Source organism: Streptomyces sp. SLBN-118, from assembly GCF_006715635.1.
Lineage (GTDB): Bacteria > Actinomycetota > Actinomycetes > Streptomycetales > Streptomycetaceae > Streptomyces.
Genome location: NZ_VFNP01000001.1, coordinates 2227929 through 2240030 on the forward strand (window position 1 = coordinate 2227929; position 12102 = coordinate 2240030).

At 69.0% G+C, this 12102-nt stretch carries 16 protein-coding genes and 5 tRNA genes; 5 read left to right on the forward strand and 16 right to left on the reverse strand.

From position 1 onward, the window contains the following. Positions 1-4 precede the first annotated feature (4 nt). Positions 5-976, reverse strand: coding sequence for a thiamine-phosphate kinase (locus FBY35_RS09950; protein ID WP_142213440.1), 972 nt, complete (start codon positions 974-976; stop codon positions 5-7). A 227-nt stretch (positions 977-1203) separates the two neighbouring features. On the opposite strand from FBY35_RS09950, the gene FBY35_RS09955 reads away from it, so the two are divergent. Continuing rightward, on the forward strand, positions 1204-1437 hold the full coding sequence (locus FBY35_RS09955) for an Lrp/AsnC family transcriptional regulator (protein ID WP_108152814.1): 234 nt from the start codon (positions 1204-1206) through the stop codon (positions 1435-1437). Positions 1438-1457: 20 nt separating this feature from the next. Beyond that, a complete protein-coding gene (locus tag FBY35_RS09960; RefSeq protein ID WP_142213441.1) occupies positions 1458-1940 on the forward strand; it encodes a DUF3515 domain-containing protein in 483 nt (160 codons plus the stop codon). A 6-nt stretch (positions 1941-1946) separates the two neighbouring features. On the opposite strand, the gene FBY35_RS09965 is transcribed toward FBY35_RS09960, so the two are convergent. From FBY35_RS09965 to FBY35_RS09975, 3 genes are read right to left on the reverse strand one after another with little or no spacing between them, the layout of a single operon-like run. Further along, positions 1947-3104 carry a D-alanine--D-alanine ligase family protein gene (locus FBY35_RS09965; protein WP_142213442.1) on the reverse strand — a complete coding sequence of 386 codons (1158 nt, stop codon included), beginning with the start codon at positions 3102-3104 and terminating at the stop codon, positions 1947-1949. A 34-nt stretch (positions 3105-3138) separates the two neighbouring features. Beyond that, complete coding sequence (locus FBY35_RS09970) at positions 3139-4152, reverse strand: NAD(P)H-dependent glycerol-3-phosphate dehydrogenase (RefSeq protein ID WP_142213443.1); 1014 nt, start codon at positions 4150-4152, stop codon at positions 3139-3141. Beyond that, positions 4149-4901 (reverse strand): 1-acyl-sn-glycerol-3-phosphate acyltransferase, encoded by a 753-nt coding sequence (locus tag FBY35_RS09975; protein WP_142213444.1) that lies wholly within the window; start codon positions 4899-4901, stop codon positions 4149-4151. Before FBY35_RS09975 ends, FBY35_RS09970 begins: the two co-directional genes overlap by 4 nt. A 148-nt stretch (positions 4902-5049) precedes the next feature. Between FBY35_RS09975 and cofC the strand changes: the two genes are divergently transcribed. Then, positions 5050-5727: a 2-phospho-L-lactate guanylyltransferase gene (gene cofC, locus FBY35_RS09980; protein WP_142213445.1), complete on the forward strand. Its 678-nt coding sequence runs from the start codon at positions 5050-5052 to the stop codon at positions 5725-5727. 24 nt (positions 5728-5751) lie between these two features. Then, entirely contained in the window at positions 5752-5955 is a 204-nt protein-coding gene (locus FBY35_RS09985; protein ID WP_142213446.1) for a hypothetical protein, read from the forward strand. Between the two features lie 70 nt (positions 5956-6025). Here the strand turns inward: FBY35_RS09985 and FBY35_RS09990 are convergent, their stop codons facing one another. From FBY35_RS09990 to leuC, 4 genes are all read right to left on the reverse strand, one after another. Continuing rightward, positions 6026-6670: an HU family DNA-binding protein gene (locus FBY35_RS09990; protein WP_142213447.1), complete on the reverse strand. Its 645-nt coding sequence runs from the start codon at positions 6668-6670 to the stop codon at positions 6026-6028. Positions 6671-6813: 143 nt separating this feature from the next. Beyond that, the gene (locus FBY35_RS09995) at positions 6814-7041 is read right to left on the reverse strand and encodes a hypothetical protein (protein WP_142213448.1); all 228 of its coding nucleotides are present in this window, start codon (positions 7039-7041) and stop codon (positions 6814-6816) included. A 104-nt stretch (positions 7042-7145) separates the two neighbouring features. Then, on the reverse strand, positions 7146-7739 hold the full coding sequence (leuD, locus tag FBY35_RS10000) for a 3-isopropylmalate dehydratase small subunit (RefSeq protein ID WP_142213449.1): 594 nt from the start codon (positions 7737-7739) through the stop codon (positions 7146-7148). A gap of 5 nt (positions 7740-7744) precedes the next feature. Next, entirely contained in the window at positions 7745-9169 is a 1425-nt protein-coding gene (gene leuC, locus FBY35_RS10005) for a 3-isopropylmalate dehydratase large subunit (RefSeq protein ID WP_142213450.1), read from the reverse strand. 144 nt (positions 9170-9313) lie between these two features. On the opposite strand from leuC, the gene ndgR reads away from it, so the two are divergent. Then, a complete protein-coding gene (ndgR, locus tag FBY35_RS10010) occupies positions 9314-10030 on the forward strand; it encodes an IclR family transcriptional regulator NdgR (RefSeq protein ID WP_026278050.1) in 717 nt (238 codons plus the stop codon). Positions 10031-10175: 145 nt separating this feature from the next. On the opposite strand, the gene FBY35_RS37050 is transcribed toward ndgR, so the two are convergent. From FBY35_RS37050 to FBY35_RS10045, 8 genes are all read right to left on the reverse strand, one after another. After that, positions 10176-10301 carry a hypothetical protein gene (locus tag FBY35_RS37050; RefSeq protein ID WP_260848569.1) on the reverse strand — a complete coding sequence of 42 codons (126 nt, stop codon included), beginning with the start codon at positions 10299-10301 and terminating at the stop codon, positions 10176-10178. A gap of 36 nt (positions 10302-10337) precedes the next feature. Beyond that, the gene (locus tag FBY35_RS10015; protein ID WP_142213451.1) at positions 10338-10691 is read right to left on the reverse strand and encodes an STAS domain-containing protein; all 354 of its coding nucleotides are present in this window, start codon (positions 10689-10691) and stop codon (positions 10338-10340) included. Between the two features lie 97 nt (positions 10692-10788). Further along, positions 10789-10861: transfer RNA gene (locus tag FBY35_RS10020), tRNA-Glu, on the reverse strand. Positions 10862-10882: 21 nt separating this feature from the next. Next, positions 10883-10954 (reverse strand) — tRNA-Gln (locus FBY35_RS10025). 16 nt (positions 10955-10970) lie between these two features. Beyond that, a tRNA-Glu gene (locus tag FBY35_RS10030) sits at positions 10971-11043 on the reverse strand. 83 nt (positions 11044-11126) lie between these two features. Further along, positions 11127-11199 (reverse strand) — tRNA-Glu (locus FBY35_RS10035). A 21-nt stretch (positions 11200-11220) separates the two neighbouring features. Next, a tRNA-Gln gene (locus FBY35_RS10040) sits at positions 11221-11292 on the reverse strand. Between the two features lie 88 nt (positions 11293-11380). After that, complete coding sequence (locus FBY35_RS10045; RefSeq protein ID WP_142213452.1) at positions 11381-12100, reverse strand: HAD family hydrolase; 720 nt, start codon at positions 12098-12100, stop codon at positions 11381-11383. Between the last annotated feature and the right edge of the window lie 2 nt (positions 12101-12102).

A 12102-nucleotide genomic window follows, 5' to 3' on the forward strand; every position in this document is an offset into this window, starting at 1 on the left:
GAATCTACTTGCCGTCCTCGATGTCCCCGAAGTGGTCCCAGCCGCTCTTGTTGGTCCAGGGCGCACCGTCGACCGTCACCTGCGGAAGCGCCGACGGGTTGAGCACCTCGCCGATCACCTTCCAGCGGGCCGGAAGCTTAGCGTCCGGCGGGAAGGTCGCGACGATCGCGTGGTCCTCTCCCCCGGTCAGCACCCACTGGAGCGGGTCGACGCCGACGGCCTGACCGATGTCGTTCATCTGCGAGGGGATGTCGATGGAGCCCGAGCGCAGATCGATACGGACCTTGCTGGCCTCCGCGATGTGCCCGAGGTCGGCTACGAGTCCGTCGCTGACGTCGGTCATGGCGGTGGCGCCGAGTCCGGCCGCCGCGGGGCCGGCGTGGTAGGGCGGCTCGGGCCTGCGGTGTGCCTCGACAAAGGCGCGCGGCGAGCGGAAGCCGCGGGAGAGCACCGCGTGCCCGGCGGCCGACCAGCCCAACCAGCCGGTGTACGCGACGACATCGCCGGGCTGGGCGCCGGCCCGGGTGACCGGCTCGTGGTTGCGCAGATCACCGAGCGCGGTGATCGCGAGGGTGATGAGGTCTCCGCGTACGACATCGCCGCCGACCACCGCCGCCCCGGCCACCTGGCACTCGTCGCGGATGCCGTCCATGAGCTCGGTGGCCCAGGTGACCGGGAGTTCGGCCGGGACGACCAGGCCGAGCAGCAGCGCGGTCGGGACCGCGCCCATCGCGGCGATGTCGGCCAGATTCTGTGCGGCGGCCTTGCGCCCCACGTCGTATGCCGTCGACCAGTCACGGCGGAAGTGCCGCCCCTCCAGGAGCACGTCCGTGCTCGCCACGACCCTGCGGTCGGGTGCGGCCACGACCGCCGCGTCGTCACCGGGTCCGAGCCGGACCGCCGGGGTGGAGGTGAGCCGTGAGGTGAGTTCCCTGATGAGCCCGAACTCCCCCAACTCGCCCACAGTGCCCTTCACCGAGTCTCACCTCTCCGTCGTCCTGCCGGGACCTCCGGCAGTGCTGCTCGCTTGCGGTCGCGAGCGGTGTGCGCCCTGGGTACCGTCAAGAGATACGTCAACTTCTGCTCTCCGTACGCCACGCTGCGGGCGTCACCCGGCGCGCGGGTCTCCCCGCGGCCCGCGGCGACGCGATACCGTGGCGTCCCTTCCCCCCACATGATCCTCGTGGCCGCCCTGGAGGTTCCGTGGTACAGGCGTACATCCTCATTCAGACCGAGGTGGGCAAGGCGTCGACCGTCGCCGAGACCATCGGCAAGATTCCGGGAGTGATTCAGGCCGAGGACGTGACCGGTCCCTATGACGTGATTGTGCGCGCCCAGGCCGAGACGGTAGACGATCTCGGCCGCATGGTGGTCGCCAAGGTCCAGCAGGTGGACGGCATCACCCGCACCCTGACCTGCCCGGTCGTGCACCTGTAGCCCCCGTCTACGCTTGGCCGGTGACATCTTCCCGCCGCCGGCCTTTCTTTCTGTCCGCTGCCGCCCTGGTGCTGCTGGCTGCCGCGGGCTGCGACTCCACGGACGCAGCGGCGTCGGTCACGGTTCCCAGCCCGCCCTCGGACCAGGCTGCACTGTGCGGCGCGCTGCACAAGGAGCTGCCGAAGTCCGTGGCCGGTCAGGACCGCAACGACCCCGAGCCGGCTTCCGATCTGACCGCCGGCTGGGGCGACGCGGCGATCGTACTGCGCTGTGGAGTCCCACGGCCCGCGAAGATGAGCGACGCCCAGTCGCAGGCAGTGGAGGCGGACGGGGTCAACTGGCTCCTGGAGGAGCGGCCCGAGGGCCCCCGCCTGACCACCACGTACCGCAAGACCTACGTCGAGGTCACGATGGACGAGCGGTTCGCCCACGATGTCACGCCGCTCGCCGAACTGGCCGGCGCCGTCAAAAAGACGGTGCCGGCCACCCTCGTGGTCCCGTAAAGAGCCCTAGCGCAGGCCGGTCGAGCGGCGCAGCGCCGCCTGGATCAGCCGGTCGACGAGATCGGAGTAGTCGATACCGCTCTCCTGCCACATGCGCGGGTACATCGAGATCGGCGTGAAGCCGGGCATGGTGTTGATCTCGTTGATGACGAACTCGCCGTCCTCGGTGAGGAAGAAGTCCGCTCGTACGAGACCCTCGCAGGACGCGGCGTCGAACGCCTCGACCGCGAGCCGGCGTACCTCGGCGGTCTGCTCCTCGGTCAGCGGCGCGGGCACCAGACCGGCCGCCGAGTCGATGTACTTGGCCTCGAAGTCGTAGAACTCGTGGGCCGTGACGGGCGGGATCTCGGCCGGGACGCTGGCACGCGGGCCGTCCTCGAACTCCAGCACCCCGCACTCGATCTCGCGGCCGCGCAGCAGCGACTCCACAAGGATCTTGGGGTCGTGGCGCTGCGCCTCGCCGATCGCCTCGTCCAGGCCGGAGATGTCGTCGACCCTGCTGATGCCGATGGAGGATCCGGCACGCGCGGGCTTGATGAAGAGCGGCCAGCCGTGCTCACCCGCGAAGTCGATGATCTTCTTGCGGGCGGCGGAGGGGTCGAGCTCCCACTCGCGGGGGCGGATGACCGTGTACGGGCCGACGGGCAGGCCGAAGGAGATGAAGACACGCTTCATGTACTCCTTGTCCTGGCCGACGGCCGAGGCGAGAACGCCAGAGCCGACGTACGGGACGCCGGACAACTCCAGGAGGCCCTGGAGGGTGCCGTCCTCGCCGTACGGGCCGTGCAGCACGGGGAAGACGACGTCGACCTCGCCGAGCGCCTTGGGGACGGCGCCGGGCTCGCTGTAGACGACCTCGCGGTTGGCGGGGTCCACGGAGAGCACGACGCCGCCCTCGGTGGAGTCGGCGAGCTCCTCGACGCTGGGCGTACGGCGGTCGGCGATGGCCATCCGCTCCGGCTCGTCGGCGGTCAGCGCCCACCGGCCATCCGACGTGATGCCGATCGGCAGCACGTCGTACTTCGTACGGTCGATGGCGCGCAGTACGGCGCCGGCGGTGACCACGGAGATCCCGTGTTCGGAGCTGCGACCGCCGAAGACGACGGCTACGCGCGGCTTGCGCGGCTGCTGCTCAGGGCTCTGGGGGAGGTTCTCGCTGCTCATATCGCGTTGAGACTACCCGCTGGCTGGAATCACGTCAGTGCCGCTCGGCCTTGGCGCTGCGCGACATGAGTTCCTTCAGCGCGACGACCGGCGGCTTGCCCTCGTGGACGATGCCGACGACCGTCTCGGTGATCGGCATGTCGACGCCGTGCCTGCGGGCCAGATCCAGTACCGACTCGCAGGACTTGACACCCTCGGCGGTCTGCTTGGTGGCCGCGATGGTCTCCTCGAGCGTCATCCCGCGGCCGAGGTTGGTGCCGAAGGTGTGGTTGCGGGAGAGCGGCGAGGAGCAGGTCGCGACCAGGTCGCCCAGTCCGGCGAGCCCGGAGAAGGTCATCGGGTCGGCGCCCATCGCGAGACCGAGGCGGGTGGTTTCGGCGAGGCCACGCGTGATCAGCGAACCCTTGGCGTTGTCTCCGAGGCCCATGCCGTCCGCGATGCCGACGGCGAGGCCGATGACGTTCTTGACGGCGCCGCCCAGTTCACAGCCGACCACATCTGTGTTCGTGTACGGCCGGAAGTACGGGGTGTGGCAGGCGGACTGGAGCCGCTGGGCGACGCTCTCGTCACGGCTGGCGACCACCGCGGCGGCGGGTCGGCGTTGAGCGATCTCCTTGGCGAGGTTGGGGCCCGTGACGACGGCGACGCGTTCGGCGGGGACCTTGGCGACCTCTTCGATGACCTCGCTCATGCGCTTGGCCGTGCCGAGTTCGATGCCCTTCATCAGGGAGACGAGCACGGTGTCCGGCGCGAGGAGCGGTGCCCACGCGGCAAGGTTGCCCCGCAGGGTCTGGGAGGGGATCGCCAGAACCGTGAACTCGGCCCCGGCAGCCGCATCGGCGGGGTCGCTGGTCGCCCGTACCGCCTCGGGAAGCTCAATTCCCGGCAGATAGTCGGGGTTGGTCCGGGTCGCGTTGACCGATTCGGCGAGTTCGGCGCGGCGGGCCCACAGGCTCACCTCGCAACCGGCGTCGGCGAGAATCATGGCGAAGGCCGTGCCCCAGGAGCCGGTTCCGAAAACTGCTGCCTTGGTGGCGGCGCGCGTCACTTAGTGCCCTCCTCGGCGGCCTTGCGGCGCTGCTGCGCGAGGACTTCGCGCAGATCGAACGGCTTGTCCGGGGCCTTCTCGCCGCGGATCTCCTCCAGCAGGGCGGTGATCGCGGCCATGATGTCCCCGGTCGCCTCCTTCAGCACCTCGGGCGTCGGCTCCTGGCCGTAGAAGCGGTCGAGGTCGACCGGCGGGCCGGCTTTCACCTGAAGCGTCTTGCGCGGGAAGAGACGGAGCTTGTTCTCCTTGGCGTACGGCGGCATTGCCAAGTTCGCGCCCCATTGGGCGACCGGAATGACCGGCGCTTTGGTCAGCAGCGCCGCGCGTGCGACTCCGGTCTTCGCCGTCATCGGCCACATGCCGGGATCGCGGGTGAGCGTGCTCTCCGGGTAGAAGGCGACGCATTCACCGCGCTCGATGGCGTCGACGGCCGCGCGGAAGGCGCCGAAGGCGTTGGAGGACTCCCGGTAGACGGGAATCTGGCCCGTGCCCCGCAGGAGGGTGCCGACCACGGGCGCCTTGAAGAGCGCGGCCTTGGCCAGGAATCGGGGCACACGTCCGCTGTTGTACTGGAAGTGCCCGTAGGAGAACATGTCGAGGTACGAGTTGTGATTGATAGCGGTGATGAATCCGCCGTCCGCCGGAATGTGTTCCATTCCCTGCCAGTCCCGCTTGAACAGAACCAACAGCGGCGGTTTAGCGATGACCGCCGCCAGGCGGTACCAGAAGCCGATTCTACGGCGGGACACTCGGACACCTTCCTCTATTGCCGGGCTGCCGCCCGGCTGCTGGGGGTCAAGTGTCGCCCCAGGCCCCTGGTCTGTCGAGAACACCGTACGCCTCGGCTCCGGGACCGGGCCCCCGGTCCGTCAAGGGCTCGCGCCACAATGGGGTCCGATGCGCATGGACGGAGAGCTCGCCACGAACACCGACGCGACGAACGGCTGGTCCCTGGTGGTCCCGCTGAAGCCCCTTGTTCTGGCCAAGAGCAGGCTCGCGGGGACCGCGGCGGGCATTCTGCGGCCGCATCTCGCGCTCGCCTTTGCCCAGGACACGGTGGCCGCGGCGCTGGCGTGCGATGGAGTACGGGATGTGGCGGTCGTCACGGACGATCCGGCGGCGGCCGGCGAGCTGGCCGCGCTGGGGGCCCGGATCGTCCCGGACTCCCCGGGCGCCGGTCTCAACGCGGCGCTCGCGCACGGGGCCGAGGCAGTACGGGCGCTGCGTCCCGACGCGGCCGTCGCGGTACTCAACGCCGATCTTCCCGCTTTGCGTCCCGAGGAATTGGCCCGGGTACTGGTTCGCGCTTCGGTATTTCCCCGGGCATTTCTGACGGATGCGGCCGGAATCGGCACGACATTCCTCTCCGCGGCACCGGGGACGGAATTGCGTCCCGCTTTCGGCGGCCGGTCCCGCCGTCGGCATTTGGCGTCGGGGGTCGCGGAAATCCTGCTCGACGGCGTGGATTCGGTGCGGCAGGACGTGGACACGGGAGCCGATCTGGCGGCCGCGCTGGCCCTGGGAGTGGGCCCGCGGACCGCGGAGCGCTGGGCTGCGGGCGCCCACGCACCGTAGAGAGACACCCCCTAAGCTGCCGGTATGCAGGCGACCTCGTACACCTACGACTCCGACACCCGCAGCGGCAGTGTGCTGCTCGACGACGGCACCCCCGTGGAGTTCGATGCCGCGGCCTTCGACGCGGGCGGTCTGCGGCTGCTGCGGCCGGGCCAGCGGGTACGTATCGAGACCGAGGGCGAGGGCGAGGCCCTGCGCATCACGCTGGTGACCCTGGCCACGCTCTGAAACGCCGCGGGCCGGGCTCCCCGAGGGGAGCCCGGCCCGGCGCGTGAATGGCCCTGTGACCTTGTGCCGCTTACTTCCTGGCGGCGGTCTTCTTCGCGGCGGTCTTGCGCGCCGTCGTCTTCCTGGCGGGCGCCTTCTTGGCCGGCGCGGTCTTCTTGGCGGCGGCCTTCTTGGCGGTCGTCTTCTTTGCCGCCGCCTTGGCCGGGACCGCCTTCTTCGCGGCGGTCTTCTTCACTGCCGCCTTCTTGGCGACCGTCTTCTTCGCCGCGGTCTTCTTCACTGCGGCCTTCTTGGCGACCGTCTTCTTCGCGGCGGCCTTCTTCGCGACCGTCTTCTTCGCAGCAGCCTTCTTGACGGTCGTGCGGGCGGCGGCGATGCCGCCGGTGAGGCTGCCCTTGGGGGCCTTCTTGACCGCGACTTCGCCGCCCCTGGGGAGCTTCTTCGAGCCGCTCACCAGGTCCTTGAAGCCCTGCCCCGCACGGAAGCGCGGAACCGAGGTCTTCTTGACCCGCACGCGCTCACCCGTCTGCGGGTTGCGGGCGTAACGAGCAGGACGGTCGACCTTCTCGAACGAGCCGAAGCCGGTGACCGAAACCCGGTCTCCGCCGACAACTGCGCGGACGATCGCGTCAAGTACCGCGTCGACAGCGTCTGCGGCCTGCTGACGGCCGCCGACCTTGTCGGCAATCGCTTCTACGAGCTGCGCCTTGTTCACGTCTTCCCCTTCGGAGACATTGGCCGGAACGAATGCGTCCTGGCTTTTTCGCACGTTAGGCAGATATATACCGCAAATCAAACACGAAACGGGCTAATCACCCTAGTGCCGCAACGAAGTCGACCGTCGCGGAACTTCGGGTGTCAGTCGCCTTCAGGGAATCGGCCCTCGTCGAGGTCCTTCATCAAGCGGTCCAGACGCCTAGCCGCATCCGGGAGATCGTGCTTCGCCGCTGCCGTGACGACCAGCAGCTTCCGGGACAGCGCCATCCTTACGCCCTCCGGGACTTGCAGTGCGCGCACTCTTGTGTGCGCTTCCTTCAGTCGGGCGGCGACTGCCTCGTAGAGCTCGAGTTGGCTGTCGCGTTCCATGCACCGATTGTGCCATCTGGGGCGAGTTGTCGCCCGGCAGGGTCTCAACAAGCGACTGCGCCCCCCACCGGACGGTGGGGGGCGCAGTACGGTAAAAGCGCTGCTCAGGCCTGAATTGTGCGGGGCTTGAAGGCCGGCCGGGACGCCTCGTAAGCCGCGATGTCGGCTTCGTTCTGAAGGGTGAGGCTGATGTCGTCCAGCCCGTTCAGCAGCCTCCATCGGGCGTTCTCGTCAAGCTCGAAGTCGGCCGTGATGCCTTCGGCCAGAACCTGTCGTTTTTCCAAGTCCACGGAGACTTCGGCCGTCGGGTCGGCCTCGGTCAGCTCCCAGAGCGCGTCCACGACCTTCTGGTCCAGAACCACGGTCAGCAGACCGTTCTTGAGCGAGTTGCCGCGGAAGATGTCGGCGAACCGGGAGGAGATGACGGCCTTGAAGCCGTAGTTCTGCAGGGCCCACACGGCGTGCTCGCGGGAGGAGCCGGTGCCGAAGTCGGGGCCCGCCACCAGAACCGTGGCGCCCTGCCGCTCGGGCTGATTGAGGACGAAGGAGGAGTCCTTGCGCCAGGCCTCGAAGAGCCCGTCCTCGAAGCCGTCGCGGGTGACCTTCTTCAGCCAGTGGGCGGGGATGATCTGGTCGGTGTCGACGTTGCTGCGGCGCAGCGGGACGGCCCGGCCGGTGTGTGCGGTGAAAGCTTCCATGGTGCTCAGACTCCGGCGGTCGCGGGGGCTTCGGACAGGTCGGCGGGCGAGGCCAGATGGCCCAGTACCGCGGTGGCGGCGGCGACCTGCGGCGAGACCAGATGGGTGCGTCCGCCCTTGCCCTGCCTGCCCTCGAAGTTACGGTTGGAGGTGGACGCGGAGCGCTCGCCGGGGGCCAGTTGGTCGGGGTTCATGCCCAGACACATCGAGCAGCCCGCATGCCGCCATTCGGCTCCCGCCTCGGTGAAGACCTTGTTCAGGCCCTCCTCGACGGCCTGCAGCGCGACCCGCACGGAGCCGGGGACCACCAGCATCCGTACGCCGTCGGCGACTTTGCGGCCGTCCAGAATGGCGGCTGCCGAGCGCAGGTCTTCGATACGGCCGTTGGTGCAGGAGCCTACGAAGACGGTGTCCACCTTGATGTCGCGCAGCGGCTGGCCGGCGCTCAACCCCATGTATTCCAGGGCCTTTTCGGCGGCGTGGCGCTCCGAAGCGTCCTCGTACGAAGCCGGGTCGGGGACGCTGGCCGACAGTGGCGCGCCCTGGCCGGGGTTGGTGCCCCAGGTGACGAACGGCGCCAGTTCGGTGGCGTCGATGAACACCTCGGCGTCGAAGACGGCGTCGTCGTCGGTGCGCAGCGTCTTCCAGTACGCGACGGCGGCGTCCCAGTCCTCGCTCTTGGGGGCGTGGTCACGGCCCCGCAGATAGTCGAAGGTGGTCTGGTCCGGGGCGATCATTCCGGCCCGGGCGCCCGCCTCGATCGACATGTTGCAGATGGTCATCCGGGCCTCCATCGAGAGCTTCTCGATGGCCGAGCCGCGGTACTCCAGGATGTAGCCCTGGCCGCCGCCGGTGCCGATGCGGGCGATGACGGCCAGGATCAGGTCCTTGGCGGTGACGTCCTCGGGCAGTTCGCCGTCGACCGTGATGGCCATGGTCCTGGGGCGTGCCAGCGGCAGCGTCTGGGTGGCCAGGACATGCTCCACCTGGGAGGTGCCGATGCCGAACGCCAGCGCACCGAACGCGCCGTGGGTGGAGGTGTGGGAGTCACCGCAGACCACGGTGGTGCCGGGCTGGGTCAGACCCAGCTGGGGGCCCACGACGTGGACGACGCCCTGCTCGATGTCACCCAGCGGGTGCAGCCGTACACCGAACTCCGCGCAGTTCTTGCGCAGCGTCTCCAGTTGGGCGCGGGAGACCGGGTCCGCGATGGGCTTGTCGATATCGAGCGTCGGGGTGTTGTGGTCCTCGGTCGCGATGGTGAGATCGAGCCGCCGCACCGGCCGGGCATTCTGACGAAGACCGTCGAAAGCCTGCGGGCTGGTCACCTCGTGCAGCAGGTGCAGATCGATGAAGAGGAGGTCGGGCTCGCCCTCGGCGCGCCGGACGACATGGTCGTCCCAGACCTTCTCCGCCAGTGTCCTACCCATCGCTTTCCCTCCGGCCGGCTGGTTCGCCGACACAACTAGAGATCTTGTGCAGAGCCCGTTGGTCCGCGGGCCGCCACTACAGACTCGCAAGTTCCCGGGAAAATTGAACTTGCGTTTCACAGTGTGAGACGTGAATATCGTTGCATGGACAACTCTAGCGGCGTCGGCGTTCTCGACAAGGCAGCTCTGGTACTGAGCGCTCTGGAGTCCGGTCCGGCCACCCTCGCCGGGCTGGTCGCGGCGACAGGGCTTGCACGACCCACGGCACATCGCCTTGCCGTGGCACTGGAACACCACCGGATGGTGGCGAGGGACATGCAGGGCCGGTTCATCCTGGGCCCGCGGCTGGCCGAGCTCGCCGCGGCGGCGGGCGAGGACCGGCTGCTGGCCACGGCGGGGCCGGTACTCACGCATCTGCGCGATGTGACGGGCGAGAGCGCGCAGCTCTACCGCCGGCAGGGCGACATGCGTATCTGCGTGGCAGCGGCGGAGCGGCTGTCCGGACTGCGGGACACCGTGCCGGTCGGCTCCACGCTCACCATGAAGGCCGGGTCCTCGGCCCAGATCCTGATGGCCTGGGAGGAACCGGAGCGCCTGCACCGGGGCCTGCAGGGCGCCCGCTTCACGGCCACCGCCCTGTCCGGCGTACGGCGCCGGGGCTGGGCCCAGTCGATCGGCGAACGCGAGCCGGGCGTGGCCTCGGTCTCGGCGCCGGTGCGAGGGCCATCGAACCGGGTCGTGGCCGCGGTGTCGGTCTCGGGGCCGATCGAGCGGCTGACCCGGCACCCGGGCAGGATGCACGCGCAGGCGGTCATCGACGCGGCGGCGCGCCTGAGCGAGGCACTGCGCCGCAGCGGCTGACCCTGCGGGCCGCTTTCACCGCGCAAGGCACAGGGCGTCGTCCGCCATGGGCCACGCCCGGCCCGGCCCCGGCAGGACGAAACCGCAAAGCGTCCCGGCGGGGGCGGCGGGAGCGGGTGCACGTCCCCGTGCCCGGTCTCGGTGATCATCCGCCCCGGCGGCCCCGCGACCCCGCCCGGTAGCTGTCCGTGTACCGCAGGAGCTGGGCGACCCGGTCCACCGGTCGGCGGCCGAGGTACATGGACTCGGCGGTGGTGTCGAGTGTGCCCACTCCCCCGGCGCGTGTTCAAAGCCGCCCGGAGCTCGGTCAGTTGACACGATGGTCTCCCAGCCGCAGACCCGGTGTGTCGTCCCATCCCACGAGTGCGATCACATTCCGCAGATGCGGGGCGAGTCCCGTCAACTCCACATGGTCGCCCGGCTTTCGGGTCCGGGCGAAGCCGATCAGCATGCGCAGTCCCCCGATGTCGAGGAACTCCAGCCCGGAAAGGTCGAGTTGAAGATCCCCTTCGATGGAGGCGATCACGTCGAGGGCACCGTGCAGATGGCGGTGTGCATGGATGTCGACGACGCCCTCGATCCTGAGGCCCGGGGGCTGTTCGATGCGCAAGATACGTAACTCCGCGGTCCGTACGAGAGGTTCCGCGCCTGCAGCATCCATGCGCGGAGTATCCGCCAGGAGCTGGTGCCGCAGGAAGGTCCGTACGCCAAGAACGCGAAGAGGCCCTCCGCGACGAGCGGAGGGCCTCTTCGATGTGTACCCCCGACCGGATTCGAACCGGCGCTACCGCCTTGAGAGGGCGGCGTGCTAGGCCGCTACACAACGGGGGCCTTGCGGATGAGCTCCGCGAGCTGGCCTACCAGGACTCGAACCTAGAATGACGGTACCAGAAACCGTAGTGTTGCCAATTACACCATAGGCCATGGTGGTTTAGACCAGTACCCCCGACCGGATTCGAACCGGCGCTACCGCCTTGAGAGGGCGGCGTGCTAGGCCGCTACACAACGGGGGCCCTAGCGATCCCACCCGGCAGAGCCGGGTGATGTCACTGCGCGGTCATCGGGTGCGACCCTGATGATCAGCAGGATGGATCTGTACCCCCGACCGGATTCGAACCGGCGCTACTGCCTTGAGAGGGCAGCGTGCTAGGCCGCTACACAACGGGGGCTTTGCAGAAGATCTCTGCGAGCTGGGCTACCAGGACTCGAACCTAGACTAACTGAACCAGAATCAGTCGTGCTGCCAATTACACCATAGCCCACCAAAACTCAACCCCCTGGAGGGGGGTTTGTTTGGTTTGCGCTCTCCGGCCGGACCTCTCGGCCCTCTCGGGCGGCGCAGGAAGAACATTACCCGAAGGTGTCCGGCGCTCCAAAACGGGTATCGCGCCACAGCAGGCCGGGGAGCTGGGCGAGACCGGTGATACGACGGAGGTCAGGACGCCCTCCGAGACCGTTGCGGTCCAGCCAGATGCCGGTGAGCCCCGCGGCCGCGGCCCCCTGCGCGTCGATGTCCGGATGGTCCCCCACATACGCGACCTCTCCCGGGGGCAGCGCGAGGGCGACGCAGGCCGCGTGGAACGCCTCGGCCGCGGGCTTGGACACACCCAGCTCGTCCGCGCACAGGATCGTCTCGAACCGGTCGCGTACCCCGAGGACGCGCAGCTTGCGGTCCTGGTTGTGGAGCGAGGAGTTGGACAGGACGGCATGGCGGTAGTGGCCGGCGAGCAGGTCGAGCGCGGGGACGGCGTCCGGAAACAGGGACCAGGCGGCCTCGAAGTGCACGATGTAGCGCGCGAACCAGTCGTCGGCCTCGGCGTCGCAAAGTGGCCGGCCGGTGAAGGACCGGACTCGGTCGCGTCGCTGGCCCTGCCAGTCGGTCTCACCGGCGGAGAAGCGCGCCCAGTGCTGGTCGGTGATCTCGCGCCAGCGGCCGAGGGCCTGGTCGACGGAGTCGTATCCGTCGACCAGGCCCTCGGCTTCGAGGTGCCGCTGCATACCGGCGCGGTCGGCGCGGGAGTAGTCGAAGATCGTGTCGTCGATGTCCCACAGGACCGCGCGTATCGGCATGA